Here is a 23,916-nt window from a genome sequence, read left to right on the forward strand (position 1 = left end):
ATCCGTAAGTGATTCTTAATAAGGCATATTTAATTAAAAAATGCTAGTTTAGGTAGTTGACAGAACTTTATACTGTCTCCATCCAACGCTTTAGTTGAATTAATATCTTATGAAATCAAAAAAATCAAGTACAAAATTACAGACTTTAAAGCAAATTCCCAAAAAAATTTAATTTCCAATGCGGGGAACGTTTACTGATTCGTCTAAACACAGAGCAAGTTCTTTCTTTAGGCGGGCTGATCTGATAAGACTTACGCGGAGGTTCCCCTAAATCTCCTTTTTTAAGATGGGCTTTGACTATATTTTCCCCTCTTTTCTACCGTTTGATAGCGGCACGAATGCGCTCAGCGATGTGTGCCGTTATGCGGGGGTTGGTAGGAATTGAAACGGGACTTGTAAGTCCAAAAAACTCGTGGGGCGAGATTAAGGAAGCCATTCACAAATGCATTCCTTTCGCTGAAAAACTTTTTTATATCGATTGATTTTTAGAAATCCGCGACAGTGAAAAAGATATGCATAGCGCAATGGCTGGCACTTATAACCTAGGTTTAGTAATCCTTTCTTTTGCGATCGCGGTAATTGCTTCTTACACAGCCCTAGACTTAGCCGGACGAGTGCGGTCTGCTGTGGAACGGGGACGATGGCGCTGGCTTCTGGGTGGAGCAGGGGCAATGGGAACCGGAATTTGGTCAATGCACTTCATTGCCATGCTGGCTTTCCAATTGCCACAGTCTGTCAATTACGATGTGTGGATCACCCTGTTCTCCCTGATGTGCGCGATTCTTGCCTCAAGCATTGCTTTGTGGCTGCTGAGTCGCGCTGTTTCAATCCCGCTGGTCATCGGCGGTGGGGTTTGTATGGGAATTGCCATTGCATGGATGCACTACACAGGGATGGCAGCCATGCAAGTCCAGGCGACGATTGAGTATGACTGGAGATTGGTGAGCCTATCGGTAGCGATCGCTATCATTGCTTCTTTTGCCGCGCTTTGGCTGGCATTTCGGCTACAAGAGCAATCCTTAAAAGGTCTGCTGTGGCAGAAATTCGGCAGCGCTCTCCTAATGGGAATTGCCATCAGTGGGATGCACTACACGGGAATGTGGGCGACTCACTTTACTCCTCACAAAGTCTTTCCACTAGAGCCGTCTCCCCCCATCACTCAGTCTTGGTTGGCGATCGCTATCGGGATTGCTACCTTGTTCATTTTGAGCCTAGCCCTATTAACCTCTCTATTCGATCGGCGTTTAACAGCGCAGTTAGTTCGAGAGCAAGCGTTACAGGAAAGTGAGAACCGCTTTCGGATGCTGATCCGAGAAATGCAGGTAGGAGTATTACTGCTCAATGCTAATGCCGAAATTCTCACCTACAATCAAGCTGCAATTAATCTCCTCAATCTCAACTCAGAGGATTTATCGCATCAGGTATTTGGTGCAAATTGGCTGTTGCAGCAAGAAGATGGTACACCCTTTCCAACGCCAGAGCTACCCGTGCAGTCCAGCATTGCCCAACGCCAACCGATTCATAATATTGTCGTCAGAATCGACCATCCTGAGACCCATAATCAACGATGGCTGCTAGTAAATGCCGACCCGCAACTAGCAGAGGATGGGAGTGTAGAACGAATTGTTTGTACCCTCAGCAATATTACGAACCAAAAGCAAGCGGAAGCCGCACTCCGCCAAAGTGAAGAACGATTTGCTTTAGCGGTAGAAGGAGTTAATGGCGGGATTTGGGATTGGAATATTCCAGCAAATTATGTATATCTGTCGCCTCGCTGGAAAAGTATGTTGGGCTATGAAGACTTAGAAATTCCGAATAGCATCGATACTTTCAACCAAATTCTGCACCCAGAAGACTCAGAGCGAGTGTTAGCGGTGATGCTTGCCTATTTAACTAAGAAAATCCCCAACTACGAGGTAGAGTTTCGGGCATCCCATAAAGATGGCAGCTGGCGCTGGATTCTGACCCGTGGCGTGGCATTGTGGGATGAAACCGGCACAGCCTATCGCATAGCAGGTTCCCATACTGATATTACCGATCGCAAGCAGAGGGAAGAGGCACTGCACTTAATGGTTGAGGGAACAGCTTCTGCAACTGGCAATGAGTTCTTTCGCTCTTGTGTCCGCTATCTCGCCCAAGTTTTGGGAGTCCGCTACGCTGTAGTCGGTAAGTTTGCAGATGATACTGAAACTAGAGTGCGGACTTTGGCATTCTGGACGGGTGAGGGCTTTGGCGAAAATTTCGAGTACGACTTGTCGGGTAGTCCTTGCGAAAACGTCTTGAAGGGAACGAGCGGTTTTTATCCATCCGAGGTACAAGAACTTTTTCCTGACTTCCAAGCGTTAGAGAAGTTAGGCGCACAAAGCTACTGGGGAATTCCGTTAAGAGACTCGGCTGGCAATACAATTGGCAATTTGGCGGTGTTGGATGTGCAGCCAATGGCTCACGATCCTGGCAAAGAAATGATTATGAAAATTTTTGTTGCTAGAGCGGGAGCCGAGCTGGAGCGGAACTTAGCGGAGGAATTGCTGACAAAACGAGCAGCGATGGACAGTTGCTTGAGCCGGATTTCTGGGATGCTGATTGACGAAAACTTAGATACTGCGATCGCTTTGACGCTGCAAGCCGTTGGCGAGTTTTTGGGGTGCGATCGCACTTACCTGTTTGATTACTCCGATCGCCAAAACGGCTGGAATATGACCCACGAGTGGTGCGGCTTTGGCATTCAGCCAGCGATGGAGCGGTTTCAAGGTTTACCTGTTGAAAATCACCACTGGGTTCACAACCAACTTTTGAGTGGCAAAACGGTTCAATTTCCTGCCGAACGCCCACCTGTCGCCGCCGAACCAACCTTGACGAAACTCCAGTGTATCCAGTCCCGGCTTGCCGTTCCGACGCTTTACGCTGGTACGGTTGTCGGTTTTATGGGTTTGGATGCCATAAGCTCTTCCAAAGTCTGGAGTCAAGAAGAAATTAATTGGCTTAAATTAGTCAACGAATTCATTGCAGTGACTCAGGCACGTCAAGCAGCACAAGCCGCATTACGGGAGAGTGCAGAACGGGAAAAAGCGATCGCTTTCGTGATTCAGCGAATGCGCCAAACCTTAGAAATTGACAAAATTTTTAGCGCTACGACTGAAGAATTACGCCATGCGATTAATTGCGATCGCGTTGGTCTCTATCGTTTCCATCCCGACTGGAGTGGGGATTTTGTATCGGAGTCGGTAGCAGAAGGCTGGAATTTGCTAGTTCCCGAACAAATTCATCAATCTCAGCTGCCCAAGGTTGCCGTTAACCAGGTGGGTTGTGCTGGCAAAACTTTGGGAAGTGCAGAGGAGCCAATCCAAGATACTTATTTGCAAGCAAATCAAGGCGGGACTTATCGCCAAGGAACCAGTTATCGTTGTGTCCCAGACATCTACCAGGCTGGATTTGACGCTTGTTACCTAGAACTGTTGGAGCGCTTTCAAGCACGAGCTTATATCATTGTTCCAATTTTCCATAGCAATCAACTGTGGGGCTTGCTAGCAACTTACCAAAATTCCGGTTCTCGCCAATGGCAAGAGGCAGAAATCAAGATGGTTGTTCAAATTGGGGCACAGTTAGGCGTTGCGATCCAACAGGCAGAATTGCTAGCGCGAACTCAACAGCAGTCACTTGAATTGATGATCGCCAAGGAAGCCGCTGATGCTGCCAACAGTGCTAAAAGCGAATTTCTTGCCAATATGAGCCACGAACTAAGGACACCTCTCAACGCCATCCTTGGTTTTACCCAATTGATGAACCTCGATACCTCCCTATCTGCCGAACATCAGAAATACCTGGAGATCATCAGTCGCAGTGGCGATCATCTGCTGGCATTGATTAACGATGTTTTAGAGATGGCTAAAATCGAGGCAGGGCGAGTCACGCTACATGAAAATGACTTTGACCTGTATTGTCTGCTCAATAGTCTTGAACAGATGCTACAACTCAAAGCCACAAGCAAGGGACTCTTGCTTAACTTTGAATGCACGGCTGCTGTCCCCCAGTACGTCAGAACCGACGAAAGTAAGCTGCGTCAGGTCTTGATTAACCTTCTCGGTAATGCCATCAAATTTACTGACAAAGGCAGCGTAACCCTGCGTGTTACAGGGGAGGAAGGAGAGGCGGAAAGCAGGAGTGTCGGGGAACAAGCAGACTCCTCACCTGTGCCTTTTATCCGCCTGCTCTTTGAAGTGGAAGATACTGGCCCCGGTATTGACCCAAATGAATTCGATCGGTTATTTGAAGCTTTTGGACAAACCTCAGTTGGGCTGAAGTCCTGTCAAGGCACGGGTTTGGGTTTACCGATCAGTCAAAAGTTTGTCCAACTGATGGGGGGAGGAGCGATCGCAGTCAGTAGTCATCCAGGTCAGGGAGCCAAATTTACCTTTGACATTCAGGCAGGTTTGGTTGAGCAGATGGAGATTGAAACATCCCAATCTATCTATAAAAAAGTTATTGGTTTAGCTCCTGACCAACCCATCTATCGTGTTCTAGTTGTGGAGGATAAGCCCACAAATCGTCTCCTCCTAGTTAAGCTTCTTACTTACTTGGGCTTTGAGGTGCAAGAAGCTGAAAATGGTCAAGAAGCTGTGGCAATTTGGGAGAGTTGGGAACCCCATCTAATCTGGATGGATATGCGGATGCCTGTGATGAACGGCTATGAAGCTACCAAAAAAATTAGAGCTTCCTTAAAAGGTGAGGCAACCATAATTATTGCCCTAACTGCCAGCGTTTTTGAAGAAGACAGACAAATTATCTTGTCAGCGGGATGCGATGACTTCGTGCGTAAACCTTTTCGAGAAGAGGAACTACTCTTTAAAATGAATAAATATCTAGGGGTGCAATATCTCTATGAGGAGGAAGCATTACCCACCGAAAGCAGGAAGGAAAATTTACCAGAGACTTCCGATTCTGACATCCCCCTTCAGATTTCCACTATGCCCTCTGAATGGATACAACAGCTACACTATGCAGCTTCCCAAGGCAGCGATTTCTTGCTCCTTCAGCTCCTTCAGGAAATTCCCCCAGCAAATTCGTTTGTTATAAATGCTTTGACCAATTTGGTCGAAAATTTTCAGTTTGAGCAAATTATGGAATTAATTCAATCAACTGAAACACAGCTTACTGGTAAAAACTCACAGCAAACCTCCCTCAATTTTTCGCCTCTTCTATCACATTCCCAGCAGGAGTAGGATATTGAAAAATTTTTTTGCAGGATGGCAAATAGGTTTTTTTCCATTGCCTTCCTCTACTCTCACACCTGTGGAAGATGATTGCAGAATGTCTAAGATAAGTGGTTAAATAATATTTAACGCTGCAATCAATTAGTTCAAGACTTTTTGAACTTTTATCATTAACTGCAAACAGGAAATAGAAGAAAGATGACTTTTAAATAATATTCTAAACCAACGAATTTTCCAAAATCGATGATGAAAAAATTGAAATAAATAATTTCTCCCTCGTTATGGCAAAAGAAGATATTCTCATCGTTGATGACACCCCTGAAAACTTGCGTTTTCTGTCTGGTCTGCTAATGAAGCAAGGCTATACCATTCGCAAGGCATTAAGCGGGCAAATGGCACTGACAGCGATACAAACTGTTATCCCCGATCTAATTTTGCTTGATATTATGATGCCTAGCATGGATGGTTATGAAGTTTGTGAAAAACTGAAATCCGATCCAAAAACTGCTGCAATTCCTGTAATTTTCTTAAGCGCTCTCAGCGAGGCTTTCGATAAAGTAAAAGCTTTTTCGGTTGGCGGAGCAGATTATGTTGCCAAACCTTTTCAATTTGAAGAAGTTTTAGCTCGTGTTCAGAATCAACTAGAGTTAAGAGCCGCGAAAATCCAAAACCAACAACTAAATACTCAACTTGAAGAACGAGTTAAAGAGCGGACTTTTCAGCTAGAAGTAGCGAATCAAGAACTGAGGCGAGAAATCAACGAACGGATGCTCCTTCAAGAACAACTCATAAAAATGGCACTTTATGACGATCTTACAGGATTGCCCAATCGAGCTTTATTCATGGAGCGTCTAGAACAAGCTCTCAAACGCACCAAGGAACATTCAGGAGAGGCGTTTGCCGTGTTGTTTCTTGATTGCGATCGCTTTAAAGTAGTCAATGATTCTCTCGGTCATCTTGCCGGTAACGAACTGTTAATTAATTTAGCTCGCCGCTTAGAAAAATTACTCAGTCAACATCATACTTTGGCTCGGTTGGGCGGTGATGAATTTGCGATTATCTTGACAGACGTTGGAAATATCAGCAGTGTACTCCTTATCACCGATCAAATCCTTCAATCTTTTGCTTCTCCGTTTCAACTAAATAAACAGGAAATTTTCATCAACGCTAGTGTTGGAATTGCTATGAGCAATCCTAATTATGAGCGAGCAGAACATATATTGCGAGATGCAGACATCGCAATGTATCGTGCCAAAACTTTAGGAAAAGGTCAATACCAAATTTTTGACCCAAAGATGCACGATGCTGTGATTCAAGTTTTACAGCTTGAAAATGACCTGCGTAGAGCCATCGAACGACAAGAATTCATTGTCCACTATCAGCCAATTATTGCCCTTGATACCAGCAAGATTGTTGGGTTTGAAGCATTAGTTCGCTGGTATCATCCTCAACGAGGAATGGTATCGCCTGGATTGTTTATTCCTGTAGCAGAAGAAACAGGTTTGATTAACCAACTTGGTAATTGGGTTTTGCGGGAAGCTTGCTATCAGCTTCAGCAATGGTATCAGGAAAAACTGATCGATCATCCCCTATTTATGAGTGTCAATCTTTCAGCGCGGCAGTTTGCTCAGCCAGATTTAATTGAGCAAATTGACCAAATCCTCGCGGAAACCCAACTAAATCCTCAAAGCTTGAAGTTAGAAATCACAGAAAGTGTTCTGATGAATAATACTCAATCTGTAAAAGCGATTATTCAGCAACTTCGAGAACGTAAGATTCAGTTATGTATTGATGACTTTGGTACCGGGTATTCTTCTCTGAGTTATTTATATAATTTTCCTGTTGATACTCTCAAAATCGACCGTTCTTTTATTAGTTATTTAGATGAAAAAACAGATAGTTTGGGACTGATTCCGGCGATTATGAAGATTGCTCAAACTCTAAATATGAGTGTAATTGCTGAAGGAATTGAGACGGGCGAACAGCTATCTCAGCTAAGAAACTTAAATTGTGAGTTTGGACAGGGATATCTGTTTTCTAAACCTGTAGAGGGAAAAAAAGCCACAAATTTAATTGTATCGGATACACAGTAATAATATTTAGGGTGAAAGTGTAGTTTATGTTAATAAAACTAGGTTTATTCAGTTAAAGCCAAACTAAAAAAGATAGTTAATAAAGCTAAAATAACAATTAATTTTTTACGAATATTAACTACTTAGGATGCAGCGATAATCAGCAGGTAAACAATTTTGATACTCTTTTAATTCAAAGCCTAATGGATTCCAAATTAGCAAATACCTTCAAAGCCGATATTCTGATAGTTGATGATACACCAGACAATATTCGCTTTTTATCTTCCCTGCTGTTAGATAAAGGATATAACGTTCGTAAATCGATTAATGGTCAAATGGCTTTAACCGCAGTTAAGACACTTCAGCCGGATCTAATATTGTTAGATATTAATATGTCGGGCATGAATGGTTATGAAGTTTGTGAAAGGTTAAAGAAAGATACTGAAACTTCCTCTGTACCTGTAATTTTTTTAAGTGCTTTGGATGATGTTTTAGATAAAGTGAAAGCTTTTCAAGTTGGGGGTGTAGACTATATTACTAAGCCTTTTCAAATTGAGGAGGTTTTGGCGAGGATTCAAAATCAACTAACAGTTCAAAGCCTTCAAACTCAGTTGAAAAATCAGAACTCACAACTTCAACAAGCCTTAGGCGATCTCAAGAAGGCTCAAGCACAACTGGTTCAAAAAGAAAAAATGCTTGGGTTGGGTCAATTAGCCGCAGGAATGGCTCACGAAATCAATAATTCTATTGGCTTTATTTCTGGCAATCTCGATCCAGCACGCAAATATATTCAAGACTTGCTAAATCTGGTTCGTATCTATCAACAAGAGTACCCAAAGCCTACTCTTTCCATTCAGAAAGCAATTCAAGAAATCGATCTAGATTTTCTGAATTCAGATATTCAAAACCTTGTAGGCTCAATGCAAACGGGTGTAGAGCGAATCTGCACAATGCTCCTGGCTTTACGCATTTTCTCCCGCCTTAATGAATCAGATATTAAAGCTGTAGACATCCATGAAGGATTGAATAGCACTTTATTATTGTTGCAGCATCGACTTAGAGGAGAAGGGAAACGCCCGGAGATTCAGGTGATCAAAAAATATGAAGATTTACCTTTAGTTAATTGTTATGCTAGCCAGCTAAATCAGGCCTTTCTTAATCTTTTAAATAATGCTATAGATGCTCTAGAATTGAGGATTGGGCAAGACTTTTCTGAATCTTCCAGCCCAACAATTTGGATTAGTACAGAGTTTAGTGCTTGGGAAACGATAATTATCCGAATTAAAGACAATGGAATTGGCATTGCTGAAGAAATGCGATCGCGCTTATTCGACCCATTTTTTACGACAAAGCCTATAGGTCAAGGCAGCGGGTTAGGGTTATTGACGACTTATGAGATTATAGTAGAAAAGCATAAAGGTCAACTGACGTGTCATTCATTCCCCGGACAGGGTGCAGAGTTTACGATTGAAATTCCAGTACATCTTGTTAAGACCACATAGGATTAAACGAAGCCGAAAGCCGAAGAGACGCTACGCGCAAATTTTTTAGTCACCAATTTATCTTCGGTTGGAGGCTCGAAATGTCAAGCAAAATTTTTTAAATTTCTTAAGATTGGTGATGTAAATGGTGTTCCTGTGGAGGAAACCGTCCCGACGGCTGATTGAATGGCAACGTGACGATAAATGTTGTGCCAATACCGACTGCACTTTCTACTTGAATCTCTCCCCGATGTAAATCTACACACATTTTGGCAATGGAAAGGCCTAATCCGGTTCCTTGAATTGGTCCTACATTGCTACAGCGATGGAAGGTTTCAAACAGACGTTGTTGATCTTTTAAAGGAATACCAATTCCTTCATCTTTTAAGCGAAAAGTAGCTTCTCCGTTTTGGAAAACTAAATCAAAGTAGATATTGCCACCTTGGGGCGAATACTTAATCGCGTTGGAAAGTAAATTAGTGAAGATATGCCGCAGCAAGACTTCATCCATTTCAACTTGGGGGCGTTTCCCTTGACAGGTAAAGATAATGTTGTGCTGTCTAGTAGCACAAGCTTGTAAAGTTGCTGTGAGATCCCAGCAAAATTTTTCTAAATCGAGTCGTGCGGGTTTAAACTGAAGTCCACCTGCCTGAGTTTGACCCAAGATCAATACCTCATCTAATAGGTGGAGCATATTGCCGATGGCACCTTCAATCCGCTCGAAGTATTCATTTCTCTTCTGTTCGGTTAAGCCTTGATTGTAGGCTCGAAGTAACTCCGCAGACATCCGAATTGTCGTCATGGGAGTGCGGAACTCATGGGAAACGATGGAAACGAAGTTTGATTTGAGTTGGTTGAGTTCTCGTTCCTGTTCCAGGGCTTTGAGGATTTCTGTCATTGCGAGTTTGCGATCGCTAATATCTCTGCCTTCCACAATCAGCAACACCACTTTCCCCGTTTCGTCCGTCAAGGGCTTTAAGGAAAAATCAATCCACAGCATCACATTCAGTTCGCCCTGTACCTGGATCTCATGACGGACAAAATGACCGTTCGCGGCGTAGGCGATCGCATTTTTCAACCAATCCTGGCTTTCCTGGCAATAATTCCAACATTTTGTCTGCCACATCAAGTGACCAACATAATCTTCTAATTGAAGACCGCTGAAGTTAAGAACTGTTTGGTTAACTTCCAGGATCTTTCCTTCTGGTGTCAACAACCCCATTAATTGAAATGTCTGCTCAAAAATCCCTCGGAAGCGTCGTTCGCTTTCGTGCAGCTGCTTGAGAATTTGTCCGCGTTCAATGGCGTAGCGGATCGTCCGCACTAGCAATTGCATTGTAATTTGATTTTTGACGAGATAATCCTGTGCCCCTGTTGCCACCGCTTGTAGGGCAAGTTCCTCATCATCAAACCCGGTCAGCACCACAATGGGGATATCTGGTGCAGCTATCCGGAATTGTGCTACTGTGTCCAATCCATCCGAGTCAGGAAGAGAAAGATCCAATAAAGCAACATCCCAGGAATCAGCGCTACAAGCATCAATTGCGTCGCCCAGCCGCTCAACGTGTACTAATTGCCATCCCTCCTGATTTGAGCGCGAGAACAGTTGGCGTAGCAAGTTGGCATCGCTGGGGCTATCTTCCACTAGGAGGACTTGAATCGGCGTTTTGTACATAACTGGGGTTACTCTAGTGGGAGTCTTACTGCTGCCAGCCAGAAATCATTGATCAATTGCACAATCCGAATAAATTGCTGCATATCAACCGGCTTGGTTACGTAGCAGTTGGCACTGAGGTTATAAGACTTAAGTACATCCTCTTCATCGGCTGAGGTGGTGAGAACGACAACTGGGATACGTTTAAGATCGGGGTCTGATTTGACTTCCATAAGGACTTCTCGCCCATCCATCCCTGGTAAATTGAGATCGAGTAAAATCAGGTCTGGACGTGGAGCATTGGCATATTCACCTTCCTGTCGCAGAAATTCCATTCCCGCCTCGCCATATTCAACCCAGTGCAGGTTGTTAGCAATCTTAGCTTTTTTAAATTCTCGGATGGTTAAATTCGCATCGCTGGGAGAGTCTTCAATCAGCAAAATTTCCACGGATCGGAAGGTATAGCGGCTATTCATGCGAGTTCGTGGCTTCTAAGAGTGAAGGGTCAGGCGTGAGGGGAATGGTAAAGTAAAATGTCGTTCCTACTCCTGGTTGCGATTCGGCCCAGATGCTTCCACCGTGACGCTCGACAATTTTTTTGCACATAGCCAGACCAATGCCAGTACCAGGAAACTCTCGACGGGTATGAAGACGCTTGAATATCTCAAAAATACGATCGAGATACTGTGGCTTGATACCAATTCCATTATCACGTACCGAAAAAAGCCATTCCCGATCTTTTAACTCCGCTGTAATGTGAACTTGGGGCGGTTCCTCACGGCGGAACTTAATGGCGTTGGCGATTAAATTTTGAAATAACTGGAGCCATTGGGTTTTGTCACCGTTTACTTGGGGCAGAGGGTCGTGGGTGATGGTGGCGTTACTTTCTGCGATCGCGACTTGCAAATTGTTTATCGCCTGAAGCAACACCTTCTCCCCATCAATGGAGACAAATGCTTGAGTGCGAGTGCTGACGCGGGAATAGGCGAGCAAGTCTTGAATCAACTGCTGCATCCGCGTTGCACCGTCTATTACATAAGCCATATATTCCTGTGCAGACTCATCCAGACTGTTTTGATACTCCTGCACTAACAGTTGGGTATAACCTGACACTGCCCGTAATGGCTCTTGCAAATCATGGGAAGCTACATAAGCAAACTGCTCTAGTTCTCGATTGGAGCGCTGCAAGTTGGTTGTGAGTTGCTCTAATTTCCGCTCTGCTTCTAACCGTTCCGCAATCTCAGTTTCTAAAGCAGCGTTTGTCTGGGCAAGTTTTTCGGTTGCTAGGATGCGATCGCGAATTTGCTTTCGCAATAGAAAGTAAATCGCAATCAGTAGGCTGAAACTCAACAAACCGCCAATGCAAACAACCAGAATGGTATAACGAACGCTTCTATTTGTTGCCGCTGCGCGACGCTGCAATAACATTTGCTCTTCTTTTTGCATTGCAGCCAGTAGCTCTTTAATTTTCTCGTATATCGCTGAGTTCCTATCTGTAAAGGCAATTTGAGCGTTCCTGTCTTCTCCTAAATTCCGCTGTCGCAGCTCAATGGATTCTTGCAGCCCCTTCAGTTTTTCGGCAATCAGAGGTTCGAGGAGAGCGAGCCTCTGCTGTTGGAGAGGGTTATCAGCCGTTAATGTCCGAAGGGTTGTGAAGCCCCGGTTACTTTCTTGAATGCCCTGCCGGTAATTGATCAGGTAAGTGTCTTGTCCTGTGATGATGTAGCCTCGCCTTGCTTTTTCGGCACTGTTGATTCCCGAAAGGGTATGCTCGATCTCTTCCCGGACTTGATAAGTGTGATCTACCCATCTAGAGTTATTCAACAGCCTTTGGACGCTCCAGGAGAAAGTGACACCGACGCCAAACAACAAAAGCAGCGCCAGAGTAAATCCACCGCTAACCATTTTTTCTGATGGTTCTTTCATGCCTGTTTTTTCTTTCGAGCGATTGACTAGTGCAATTGGCAACGCTGGGGATAGGGAGCGACGTGAGTTTCCGTCCCAACGAAGGCTCAATCTCTTTGAGCAGATGAAGATGACCTAGAAATACTATAAACAACTAAAAAAAATCTAGCAGTCGATAGATTCATTTGAACAACACCCACTTAGGGAACAAGCCGGACGCGAATCGCTAAACCTTGCTACAGAAAAAAGCGGGCAGATTTTCATCCAACCGCTTATCTCTTAGTGGAGAATAGATTTTGCTTGCGTGCGTAGCTTGTGAGAGATTGGCAGCACGCACAAGCGCAATCGCGTACCCAAAAATTAGCCGTTCCGCACTCAGTCGTTCCTTATGGAGCAAGTCCCGCAAACTTTAACAAGTCAACCATCTTGAAGTCGTGCTTTTGCCCTAAAACTGGCTTCCACTTGGGGTCTTGCCGAAGATAGGATTTGCGATCGCCTTGTAGCAGACCGATGAACACCTCCGCAACAATGCGTCCGCCGACAGGACCCAGTGTCTTGCCTTGCGCTCTCAGCTCCGCTTCCTTCAAAATATAGAACCACAAGGGTGTTCGCTTGTCGAATCCCAAATCTTTGAGGTCGCGCAGATCGGATGGACTCAGAGGCTCGATTTCCATCGCTCTGGCTACATCCTGACCAGACGGCAAGCTGAAGGTGAGGTGACGCAGCAGATTGCGCTGCGCCAGCGACCGGATTGGCTCTTCTTGTCCTGGCAAACCGGGTGCTGGAAAAGGCAGCGTGAATAATGCACTTGAGAGTTTAGGATCGATCTTTTTGTTGGGCTTGACTTTTCCGTTTTTGAAATCAAAGAAGGTATCCCAGTCAACAAATCGTCGGGGTGCGCGTTTCCCACCGCGCAGGTCATCCGGGTCACAAAGATTAGGGTCTAAACTGAAATTGAAAATTGGTGCCCTAAACTCTGGCATATCCTGAGTGCCATGATTGGCGATGTATCCCGGTCTGACTTGGCTGTGACCGAAGCGATAGGCAGCGACCGAGAACTCAACTGGGATAAATGGCTGGTTGCGCCAGTTGTAGAACCGCCGACCTTTTTTCAGAATGTCATCCACCAAATCCTGTCCTACGGTTGTGGGCAGGAACTCATGCACGATAATCCACTGGTAGTGCCAGCGAACTAGCTTCTGTGCCTCGGTGAATGCATCATTCGGATCTTTGATTCCACTATCGATGACGTAATCCACAACATGATTGTGGAATTTCAGAAATGCCAATTGCATCTGAGAAATAATCGTGTTCTCATCATTCCTTGGGTCGCCGATGAGCGCCATATTTTGGCTATTTCGAGGGAGATCGTCCTTCGACCCTTCCCCACCCAATTTCTCAATCAGGAACTTGATGCCTCCCGTTGTTTTGTCATACAAGTGAGGACTGGCTGCACGACCCGAACCATAAACGTTATCTAGCTCTAAGAAAGGCGTTCGGAAATTTTCAATAGATTCCGGGTCATTTTGTCGCTCAAGGCTAGAGGTGGAATCGAAGGTCATATCATGATCTAGAAACTGCCCCAAAAAAGTGAACCCTGCGGTCATATTGGGGTTATCGGTGTTGCTAGGACTTCCAGGTACGGGGTCTGTTGCGTTTAAATCGTCTTTTGCATCCATCAAACCGCCTGGTTTTCCAAGCTCCATCAGCCTCTGGCGCACTGATTTGGAGTCACTAGCAAAGGGAGGCAAGGACGGGAATAGCCGACCAAACTTTCCTTGATCGTAAGCAGTGGAGCGGGGTGGAACTTGGTCTCTTAGATAGAGTTGTCCGTGTCTAGTCATTATGTTTCCTCCTTGTTGATTACCGTTTTATGTGGCGCTGGTTTTGACCTCTACCTCGATCGAAATTTCCGTTTTTCTTGCGTCCAGATTCCACAAAATTGAATTTTCAGTGTTTCTAATCGGCTAATTTTTTTGAAAAATCTCGCTCTGATTATCGATTTAGGAAGAGGTTGAAGAATTCGGATTCCTCAAAATCAATTTGAAATTTACCCTACTTGTCAGTAATTTAAAAAAATGGGGATTTATGAAACTGGTATCTAGTTAGACGATTTAAAATTGCAGATTGTGAAAGATTAGATAGTAATTAATTTCTGCAATTTAAATCGGCAATCGTAAAAGAAGATGGTACTGCTCTCAGCCGATACTAATTTTCAGGTTGCCAGCCAAATCCCTTTGCTTTACAGATATAACCTTTGCTGAAAGTTTCTTGCCAGTCGCTTATTTTTGGTAACTCAGTTGGGTGTCAGTCGATTGGGCGACTTGAAAAATTTTTAATATTGTGCTAGCAAAATCAAGCAATTGGGCGCGATCGCTACCAGGTAAATTTCAGTACGAACTAATGTATTGAGCTGTACTTGCCTCTAGGCGCACTTGCGATCGCTCAATTTACTCTGCAATTAACTAATCAGTTTCCTAGCAATCAACCACTTACAAAAGGCATATTTGTGGTAGCAAACTTCGGGCGGCTAATCTGTAACTAGACTGATTACTCCCTGGAAATCAGCCACCATAATGTGACAGTTAGTAGATAAAGAAATATTAAGCAGGAGTCAAACTTTGAGCGATCAATTAAAGAAAGGCGACAAGGTTACATGGAAGACCTCACAAGGTGAAACCAGCGGCACTGTGAAGAAAAAACTCACTTCACCCACAGATATCAAAGGACACCACGTCGCCGCATCCAAAGATAATCCTGAGTATCTAGTTGAAAGCGAAAAAACTGGGAAAGAAGCTGCTCACAAGCCTGAATCCCTCAAGAAAGAGGAGTAATGCTGAATTATGAATAATGATGTGAAATCAGCCATCGACGAGTTTCACAGCGTTGTTAACATGACTCCGCAGGAACTTGAGTCCTGGCTTAAAACTGAAGATTCTAAAGCTGTTGGGCAGAAGGATGGAGAGGAAGAATCAACAGGTCACAAATCTGGTAAGCGTATCATCGAGCTGTTGCACAAGAAGAAGGATGAGTACAGCGAAGATGATATATCGCACCTTAAGAAAGTGATTAGTTACGTCCACCGCCACAGCGCACAGCAGCCGTCAGGCGATATAGAACACACGCGCTGGCGCTACTCACTGATGAATTGGGGTCACGATCCGCTCAAGTAACTGTAGTTTTACCAAGAAATTGCAAAAACTCTCTCCAATTTCCCAAAAAAATTTCTCGTTTCTTACGCCTGGAAACGAGAACCTACAATTAACAGCACCGACATAGAATTGCAGCGATACGCTTAGCGCGTATCGCTTCGAGTGTTAAAACCATTTTTTCTATAAATGCCTGCTACAAATAAATGCTCATGAGCTGTAACGAGAAAACAATTACCAATTACCCTTTAGTTCATGTTGTAGCCAGAGATACAAATGGTAGAAGTATCGCCCAGGATGCCCGCCAGATAACTTATTCGTGGACTGTGCCATCAGGGAGGATTGCACCCGTTAAGATTGCTTGTTGCCAATCAGAGTCTTCCAGGTAGGCTCCCCGTAGGCTAGCACCAGTCAAGTCGGCTCCACGCATTTCTGCCACATTCAAGTTAGCTCCCCACAAATAGGCTCCCCGCAAACTTGCTTCACTTAGGTTGGCTTCACGCAAGCTTGCCATATTCAGGTTTGCTCCCGTCATGTCAGCTTCACTCAAATTGGCTTGGCTCAAGTCTGCCTTACTTAAGTTCGCTTCACATAAGTCTGCTTTGGCAAGTGAGGAGTGATTTAGATTGGATGCGTGCAAATTTGCTCTAGATAGAATCGTTACACGCATCTGGGCTTCAGACAGATTTGTGGCTGCTAGGTTGGCACCACTCAGATTAGCTCCATTCAGTTTGGTCTCGCTGAGGTTGACGCCATCCAAGTCTATGCCATTGAGATCGACGCCATTTAAGTAAGCTCCTCTCAGGTGTACGCCGTTGAGTATCGTTCCTCGCAGCAATGCGCCGCTCAATCTGGCTCCACTCAGATTTGCCCAACTTAGGTTAGCATCCACCAAGTTAGCCGACCGCAAGTTTATCCCCCGCAGGTCCGAACCGCACAGGTTAACTCCGCGCAAGTTTGACAAACGCAGATTTACTGATGTTAGGATTGCACCACTTAGTTTTGCTCCGACCAGCACCGACTTAACGAGGACAGCTCCTCTTAAGTTGGCTTTTGTCAAGTCTGTCTCGATGAATCGTGCTTCGTTGACTTTGGCAAAACTCAAATCGGCTCGATGCAGGCAGGCTCCACTGAAGTTTGCTCCGATTAGGACTGCGCGACTAAGGTTTGCCGCTGATAGATAGGCTCCTGAAAAGTCTGACCCGGATAGATTGGCTCTTTCCAGGTTTATCCCTATAAGATTTTCGCCGCTAAAATCTCTTTGTCCTTCTTCATAGCGCTGTTTCAGTTCTTGTGCATCCATAGGATTTCTCCAGATTCACTTACAGATAACTTGTCTATTTTTAGAGTTCCCAAATATATCGCCAAAAATGCATTAACTTTTGGGTCATTTTTTGATTTAAGTAGTTTAAATTTTATGAATTTTTTTACATAAAAATTAAGACAATGCGATCGCTTTGTTAGTGGCTCAATTCTCTTGACTGAAGCGAACCGAGTTTTGCCACTCTAGATGCGATCGCTCTCTTTCCATTGCCAAGAGCAAGTCGCGGACTACAGCCCCGAACTAAATGGGCTAAAAGCTAACATCCGTTGAAACGGGTTCAACCGCTTACCAGTAAGCTAAAGCTTACTTTAGCTTCTCGTCGAAATTTATTTCTAGGCTCGCGTCAGTGCGATGAGATTACTCAAAGGATGCGATCGCTCAAAACGGAATATCATCGTCGTAGTCAATCTCATTGGAAAATGGATCGAACGAGTTGGGCTGAGGATTTTCTGGTGCTGTTTGCAGGTCGATCCAACGCTTCGCCAACTCCAGTGCTTCTGCCTCAGTTTTGGCATTATGGACGGGAATCAGGCATTCTCCACCAGCACTCCAAACCTGAACGCAGAATACTGGTCGTGCTTCAATTAGCCAACCCCTGTAAATTTCTGGTGAACTCATAGCTGATACCACCCAGAGCGATTTTATTGATTATTTTGCTAACCTATCGCGCTCACTTTCGATATAACCGAAAAAAGGCTATTTTTAAAAACTAACACGTTCGCTTCACCGAAAGTGAGTTTTCGGGGAGTTTGTGTAGTATTTTTTGAAAAAAGTCATTTTTGTCATTTCATCCAATGAGACAATTCCTCACTCAAGTCTTTCGCCGAATAAAATTCCAGACGCGCCTGATAGTAGCCATTGCCCTGATGGTTCTGGCTACTCAGCTAATCGCAGCGCCAGTAAATGCTACAGGCGTTTATCAAATTCCCAATTTAGCAGCAGGCGATCGCAACTGGATTCTCGATAAAGCTGAAATTCTCAGTCGCCTTACCGAAGGTCAAATTAACACCGAGTTGGATAAATTAGCCAACGACACAGGCAATCAAGTCCGATTTGTGACCATCCGCCACCTCGATTATGGCGAAACAGTGGAAAGTTTTACCAATCAGTTGTTTGAAAAATGGTTTCCCACGCCAGAAGCGCAAGCGAATCAAATTTTACTGGTGATTGATAGCGTTACGAACAACACTGCGATTCGCACAGGTGAAAAGGTAAAGTCTATCTTGAGCGATGATATCGCCAAGAGCATTGCCGAAGAAACCGTGCTGGTGCCACTGCGGGAAGGCGACAAATACAATCAAGCTTTTTCGGATGCAGGCGATCGCTTAATTGCCGTACTAACAGGTGAGCCAGACCCAGGTCCGCCGGAAGTCAAAGATACGGTTAACGTCGAAAGAACCTTTAAAAAGGCAGAAGAAACCGACACTGGCAACGCGACTATCTGGGTGGTTGGCTTACTGCTCGCTGCCACTGTCATTCCAATGGTGACTTACTTTTTCTATCAAGGCTTCTCCGGCTAGTCTTGAACGTACTCCTGCCCGTTAATTAGAGCAAACTCAGCCCTGACAAATTCGCGCCCCAAATAAGCGGCATGATCCAGCATGGTGAGTGGGGCGGACTGAGTTTGCTCAAAAATTTTTATGCAAAGCTCTTTAGCTGTTCTGCCACTATAGACAGCGGTGTGGGTACGTTCTACCTTGCCTCGCACCGGGATGGGTTTGCCAGTTTCGGGATCGACTGCTAAACCGCGTTCGTTAATGATATTCGTGAAATGTTTAGCGCAAATTAGCCCCGCTTCCCGATCCAGGTAAATGATGAAATATCCAGCCGGATCGAGGTGAATATAACGTTTGGAAAGCTGGTCATCAATGGCAGCTAAATCTTGAGCAGTTTGAGGCATAAAAATCAAGAGATTTCTAAACAATCGACACTGTAAACAGGCTTACAGCCTATCTCAAGTTTAGTTCGTTCCTCTATTTCTCCAGAGCTTTCGTGCCTCTTAAGGTTGTTTTATTCATCGCGCTGGGCAAAAGGTAACTCCTGGTTAATTGCATCAATTTCCAGTTGCTCCATTTCGTTGATTTGATGGATGTGAGTCCGCAGAACTTGACCCAAACGCGGATTATAGAATCGATGCATACTGTAGTTGGAAGTAGCTGGGAAACCGCGACGTTTTTTATGACGTCCACCGGCACCGGGGTCGAAGCTTTGGATGCCATGCGCGATCGCCCACTCAATTGGTGCGTAGTAGCAGGCATTAAAATGCAGACAGTCAATGTCCTGGTAGCTACCCCAATAACGCCCATATAGTTGCTCGCCCTTGGTGAGGCAAAAAGACATTCCGATGGGGTGCAGGTCATTCTCCTCGTCGTAGGCAGCAACAAATAACACTCGATGACGATACTGGGGATACAACTGTTCAAAAAATCGCCGAGTTAAATACTTACTTCCCCACCAGCCAAACTTGTCGCACGTATCGGCGTAGAAGTCATACATTAACGAAAACAGCGGCTTTGGAATCTCATCACCCGTGAGGGTTCTGATTTGCAAACCGGCTTTTTCTACCGCCTTGCGTTCCCGTTTGATGTTGCGGCGCTGATTCGCGTTAAACGCGCCCAGGTAATCATCAAAAGTATTAAAGCCCGTGTTTTGCCAAATGAAACTATGGTGCAGCCACGGCGTAAAACCGTGTCGTTCCAGAATCGGTCGCCATTCGGGGTCTACATAGAGGAAATGACAGCCACTAATCCGATTTTTTTGGCAAAAATGGTCAATCGCCTCCACCATTAGCTCAGTTAGTTCATCCTCATCTTCGCCAGGGGCAATTAAGAAGCGATAGCCTTCCGCTGGGGTCATCGGAGACATTCCCAGTAATTTTGGATAGTATTGCACCCCTAAGCGTTGGGCTAAATCTGCCCACTGATGGTCAAATACAAATTCACCATAACTATGCCCTTTCAGATAGAGCGGTGCAGCCGCAATTAGCTGCCTGTCTCGCCATATCGTTAGGTGAGTGGGTAGCCAACCCGTTTTAGCGCCGACGCTACCAGAAGTTTCCATATTGTTGAGCCAATCCCATTCTAGGAAAGGCGTTTTCAACGGCAGAGCGATCGCGTCCCACTCGGCTTGGGGCACTTCAGCGATTTTACTAATCCAAGCAACAGAATAGCGGGGTTTAAGTTGTTCCACCATTTAAGAAATTGGGGGTAGAGCGTTGGTTGCGACTCAGACTGGATGAGAAAGCCTCTTCTAGGGTAATGGAACTTTCCCGATCTCATCAAAGAGAAAGCAAAGAGAAAGCGATCGCTTGTGCAAAAACTTATAAATTATTTATTTTGAATCCGCAGCAACGTCTGCTGGCTGCTTCAAGACGCAATTTAATAAAAAGCAGCCGCTAGTACCAAGCTTCTAGTGCTGTAAATCATCAAGGCTTTTTGTATTTATGGTCACTTATGAAGTTCATAGTGAACTCATTCCCCAGCTAGAAGATGGGTGCAACACGAGTAGTTACATTAGTTATAAGTAAGCCAAAGCTTTAAAAATTCCACTGCCTTGCAAGCTTTACAGGGGAGGCAGAAAATAGTGGTTCTCTCAAGAAGATGCTTGGCGAGAGAAGGATAGAGCTTCTCGCCAAGCACATTTTCCTTGTAGAAATTCAGCTAAAACTGCCGTAGGTACAATCATCACTAATTGAGCAGAGTTTTCACCCCATTCCATCAATCGGATGGATTTTTCCGCAGTGTTCCATCAGGAGAGGCAAATGCCTGGTCACGACATTATCGTTATTGGAGCTTCCGCCGGGGGGGTAGAAGCCTTGACTCAATTGGTCGCTGATTTGCCGTCGGATCTTCCGGCTGCGATTTTCGTCGTCGTTCACTTTCCAGCGTGGGGTAAGAGTATTCTGCCGCAGCTTTTGAATGGTTCCTTGCACGCAGACCATGCTAAAAACAATGAGAAGATTGAGTATGGGCGAATCTATGTAGCACCGCCAGATTATCACCTGCTGGTGAAGCGCGGATATATCCGCTTGGTGCAGGGGCCAAAAGAAAACAACGCTCGTCCGGCAGTCGATCCCCTGTTTCGCACCGCAGCGAGAGCGTACAAACGCCGAGTAGTCGGGGTGGTATTGTCGGGTACCCTCGACGATGGCACGGCGGGACTGATCGATTTAAAGCGGCAAGGGGGCGTGGCAGTCGTTCAAGACCCAACGGACGCTTTTTTCTCAGGGATGCCAAAGAGCGCCATCGAACACGCAGATGTTGATTTTATCCTGCCGCTGTCGTCAATCGCCCCTGCTTTAGTGCGTCTAGCCCATGAAACTGTGGCAGAGGAAGGAGCCAGCACTGTGTCTAGCGAAAGCGAATTTGATACGGATACCGATATTGTGGAAGTGGATGGAGCCGCTTTACGGGAACGGGGAAAGCCTGGAACCCACTCAAGCTTTACTTGTCCAGATTGTGGCGGGAGTTTGTTCCAACTGAATGAGAGAGGATTGCTCCAGTACCGCTGTCGCGTGGGGCACGCTTATTCAGCAGAGACTCTGGTAGCGGGGCAGTCTCAGGCTCAGGAGGAGGCGCTGTGGGCCGCAATCCGTTCTCTAGAAGAGCGTGCGGAGCTGATGTATAAGATGGCGAAGTATTCGCGCGATCGCAACAAAACCTTGTCAGCACAGCGTTATGAAGCAAAAGCTAAAGAAGCGGAACAACGCTCTGATTTCATCCGGCAGGGGCTTTTCCAAGGTCAATTGCCTGCGACAGTACCCCTAGCCGAGAGTGAGCAATCAGGCAAGAGTGCAGACGGAAATGGAAATTCGCACTCCCCTTTCAAAGTAGTGGTGCTGGCGGCATCTGAGGGGGGGCTGAGAGCCTTAAGCCACATCCTGCCTGCCTTCCCCCCGGACTTTCCGGCAGCGATTATTGTGGTGCAAAAACCCGACATTCAGTCTGCCTCCAGTTTGATAACCGACGCTTTAAATCGCCCTACGACCTTGCCACTCAAGCAGGCACAAGAAGGAGAGCCATTAAAACCGGGGATGGTCTACGTGGCTCCTCCAAATCAGCATCTACTCGTCACCCCGGAGGGGACTTTTTGCCTGTCTGGGGCGGTACTCGTGGACTTTGCACGCCCCTCTGCTGACTTGCTATTGCAGTCACTGGCGGCGAGTTTTAAAGAACGGGCGATCGCGGTTATTCTCTCTGGAATTGGCAGCGATGGTGCAACCGGGGTGCAGGCAATTCATAAGATGGGTGGATTAGCGATCGCCCAAGATGAAAGTACATCGGAATTTTTTGAGATGCCTCGCGCCGCCATTGAGACGGGAAGTGTAGATTTCGTTCTCCCCCTCCACGAGATCGGGTCTACCCTCGTAAATCTCGTGGTTTCTCCAGTGTAGATTTGAGAAGTAGAGGCGAACAACTGTTCGCCCCTAAAGGCGGTCGAAACATTTAATCAAGGTCAAGCAGTTCCAGCCTCGATCAAGCCGTCACGATATAGGGTGAGTTGATAGCTGAGACTCGGTTAGCATTCACCAAGGCTTGATAAACGATTGCCGCTACTTCCGCCCGCGTTGCATCGCGGGTGGGGTTAAGTTTTTTGAGCGTTGGATGATTGACAACCAGCTGCTTTTGGGCGGCTGTTGCGACCTCGTCCTTGGCATAGTCAGGAATGCCCGTGCGGTCATCGAAGAAGTTTAACGCGGTGAGAGCGCCCCCGGTTAACTTTAGTCCATTCACCAAGGAGACAATCACTTGGACGCGCTGGACATTGTCGTTCGGTTTGAAGGTTTTATCGGGGAACCCAGAGAGAAATTCACCGCGATAGGCTTGTTGAATCGCAGCGTAACCCCAGAAACTGTTTGCCACATCTTTGAAAGCGATCGCTTCTCGTTTGGCAGGTGGGGTAAAGGCTTTTGTCAATAAGGCAGCATATTGCGCTCGCGTCAGACTGGCATCGGGTCTGAAGGTTTTGTCAGGAAAACCGCTGATAATCTCTTGCTTCACTAATTCTTGAATAAAAGTCTCAGCCCAATGACCTTTAATATCGGTTAGCTCAAGGACTGGAGAGCCACCGCCACCACCGCCACTACCACCGCCACTGCCACCGCCACTGCCACCGCCACTGCCACCGCCACCGCCACTACCACCGCCACTACCACCGCCACTACCACCGCCACCGCCAGCCGTATCAGTAGGAGGAAGCTGATTGTCGAGCAAGTTTACGCTTCCCTTTACTTTGTCGGGATTCATTTGATTTCCCGCCACAACCAGCTGGTTTGAGCTGCTATTTTGTAAATCAAATTTAGTGTTGTAGCGCAGGATATTTTTTCCTGCTTCGGTGGCACTGCCCAGATCCGGTAAGGCATTTCCAATCACTGTCACACCATCATCAGAGTTTCGTTCGCTCAGATTATTCCGCAGCTTGGGACGCGCATTTCCAGAGATGACAATCCCAGATCGGTTGCCTGAAATTTGGTTATCTACCACCAATGGAGAGGCACTATCCGCAATGCTCATGCCATAACCCGTATTTTGGCAAGTATTGCCTCGAATTTCGCCTTTGGCATTTCCTGCTAGCGAAATGCCATTGCCCAGATTTTTAGTAAATACATTATTGGTAACGACCGGGTTGCCATCACCCGTTACAAAGACTCCCTCGCGCTTGCTATTGGTGAAGGTGCAATTGGCAACCGTGGAGCCGTTTGATTCTATCCAGACAGCAGTTCCGCGTGTAGCCAGATTGGTTGCAGTGACGCCCCGGAGTTGAGCATTATTGGCTAAAGTGACCGTCACATTTTGACCGCCAGAAGAGTTGGGGCTGCTGTAGGTTCCGCTTCCTTCAATCAAAATGCCACTGCCTTTATTGGCTTCATTCCCCACAACCTTGACCCCAGCCGGCACCTTGAGGGGAAAGACTTCACCGCTGGCTGCATTGTAGTTCCCGACTGCCAGTTGAATGGTCGTATCAGATTGTGCTTGTTGGAGAGCTTTGGTAATCGTTTTAAACGGCGCTGACTGGCTGCCAGCAGCGCTATCATTTCCGGTCGCTGGATTGATAAAAAAAGTTTGAGCCATAGTGATATTGAAACAGAGTAATTGGGGTGTGGTAACAAAAATCTGCAACCA

At 45.7% G+C, this 23,916-nt stretch carries 16 protein-coding genes; 7 read left to right on the top strand and 9 right to left on the bottom strand.

Annotated elements, in window-relative coordinates; all coding sequences use genetic code 11:
- The first annotated feature begins 512 nt into the window (after positions 1-512).
- From NC996_RS04995 to NC996_RS05005, 3 genes are all read left to right on the top strand, one after another.
- On the top strand, positions 513-5,219 hold the full coding sequence (locus tag NC996_RS04995; RefSeq protein WP_190688470.1) for an MHYT domain-containing protein: 4,707 nt from the start codon (positions 513-515) through the stop codon (positions 5,217-5,219).
- 272 nt (positions 5,220-5,491) lie between these two features.
- Entirely contained in the window at positions 5,492-7,303 is a 1,812-nt protein-coding gene (locus tag NC996_RS05000; RefSeq protein ID WP_190688473.1) for a GGDEF domain-containing response regulator, read from the top strand.
- 182 nt (positions 7,304-7,485) lie between these two features.
- Entirely contained in the window at positions 7,486-8,784 is a 1,299-nt protein-coding gene (locus NC996_RS05005) for a response regulator (RefSeq protein ID WP_190688476.1), read from the top strand.
- Positions 8,785-8,890: 106 nt separating this feature from the next.
- On the opposite strand, the gene NC996_RS05010 is transcribed toward NC996_RS05005, so the two are convergent.
- From NC996_RS05010 to NC996_RS05025, 4 genes are all read right to left on the bottom strand, one after another.
- Positions 8,891-10,438 carry an ATP-binding protein gene (locus tag NC996_RS05010; RefSeq protein WP_190688479.1) on the bottom strand — a complete coding sequence of 516 codons (1,548 nt, stop codon included), beginning with the start codon at positions 10,436-10,438 and terminating at the stop codon, positions 8,891-8,893.
- 8 nt (positions 10,439-10,446) lie between these two features.
- Positions 10,447-10,893 (bottom strand): response regulator, encoded by a 447-nt coding sequence (locus NC996_RS05015; protein WP_190410245.1) that lies wholly within the window; start codon positions 10,891-10,893, stop codon positions 10,447-10,449.
- Positions 10,886-12,343, bottom strand: a complete 1,458-nt coding sequence (locus NC996_RS05020; RefSeq protein ID WP_190430038.1) for a sensor histidine kinase — start codon at positions 12,341-12,343, stop codon at positions 10,886-10,888. Before NC996_RS05020 ends, NC996_RS05015 begins: the two co-directional genes overlap by 8 nt.
- 365 nt (positions 12,344-12,708) lie before the next feature.
- A complete protein-coding gene (locus NC996_RS05025; RefSeq protein ID WP_190535936.1) occupies positions 12,709-14,166 on the bottom strand; it encodes a heme peroxidase family protein in 1,458 nt (485 codons plus the stop codon).
- Positions 14,167-14,943: 777 nt separating this feature from the next.
- Between NC996_RS05025 and NC996_RS05030 the strand changes: the two genes are divergently transcribed.
- A complete protein-coding gene (locus tag NC996_RS05030; RefSeq protein WP_190410242.1) occupies positions 14,944-15,156 on the top strand; it encodes a DUF2945 domain-containing protein in 213 nt (70 codons plus the stop codon).
- A gap of 9 nt (positions 15,157-15,165) precedes the next feature.
- Positions 15,166-15,495 carry a DUF3140 domain-containing protein gene (locus NC996_RS05035; protein WP_190410241.1) on the top strand — a complete coding sequence of 110 codons (330 nt, stop codon included), beginning with the start codon at positions 15,166-15,168 and terminating at the stop codon, positions 15,493-15,495.
- Positions 15,496-15,784: 289 nt separating this feature from the next.
- Here the strand turns inward: NC996_RS05035 and NC996_RS05040 are convergent, their stop codons facing one another.
- Positions 15,785-16,774 carry a pentapeptide repeat-containing protein gene (locus NC996_RS05040; RefSeq protein WP_190524250.1) on the bottom strand — a complete coding sequence of 330 codons (990 nt, stop codon included), beginning with the start codon at positions 16,772-16,774 and terminating at the stop codon, positions 15,785-15,787.
- 399 nt (positions 16,775-17,173) lie between these two features.
- Positions 17,174-17,413: a hypothetical protein gene (locus NC996_RS05045; RefSeq protein ID WP_190410239.1), complete on the bottom strand. Its 240-nt coding sequence runs from the start codon at positions 17,411-17,413 to the stop codon at positions 17,174-17,176.
- Positions 17,414-17,589: 176 nt separating this feature from the next.
- Between NC996_RS05045 and NC996_RS05050 the strand changes: the two genes are divergently transcribed.
- The gene (locus NC996_RS05050) at positions 17,590-18,315 is read left to right on the top strand and encodes a TPM domain-containing protein (protein WP_190410238.1); all 726 of its coding nucleotides are present in this window, start codon (positions 17,590-17,592) and stop codon (positions 18,313-18,315) included.
- Here NC996_RS05050 and NC996_RS05055 read toward each other — a convergent pair.
- Both NC996_RS05055 and NC996_RS05060 read right to left on the bottom strand, forming a co-directional pair.
- Entirely contained in the window at positions 18,312-18,695 is a 384-nt protein-coding gene (locus tag NC996_RS05055) for a DUF4346 domain-containing protein (protein ID WP_190410237.1), read from the bottom strand. The two genes, NC996_RS05050 and NC996_RS05055, sit on opposite strands and share 4 nt — an antisense overlap.
- Positions 18,696-18,805: 110 nt before the next feature.
- The gene (locus NC996_RS05060) at positions 18,806-19,987 is read right to left on the bottom strand and encodes a GNAT family N-acetyltransferase (protein ID WP_190688481.1); all 1,182 of its coding nucleotides are present in this window, start codon (positions 19,985-19,987) and stop codon (positions 18,806-18,808) included.
- A gap of 568 nt (positions 19,988-20,555) precedes the next feature.
- Here NC996_RS05060 and NC996_RS05065 point away from each other — a divergent pair.
- A complete protein-coding gene (locus NC996_RS05065) occupies positions 20,556-22,187 on the top strand; it encodes a chemotaxis protein CheB (RefSeq protein WP_190688484.1) in 1,632 nt (543 codons plus the stop codon).
- Between the two features lie 82 nt (positions 22,188-22,269).
- Here NC996_RS05065 and NC996_RS05070 read toward each other — a convergent pair whose 3' ends face one another.
- Positions 22,270-23,865 carry a DUF1565 domain-containing protein gene (locus NC996_RS05070; RefSeq protein ID WP_190688487.1) on the bottom strand — a complete coding sequence of 532 codons (1,596 nt, stop codon included), beginning with the start codon at positions 23,863-23,865 and terminating at the stop codon, positions 22,270-22,272.
- Between the last annotated feature and the right edge of the window lie 51 nt (positions 23,866-23,916).

It is taken from the genome of Trichocoleus sp. ST-U2 (assembly GCF_039961875.1).
GTDB lineage: Bacteria > Cyanobacteriota > Cyanobacteriia > Cyanobacteriales > FACHB-T130 > FACHB-T130.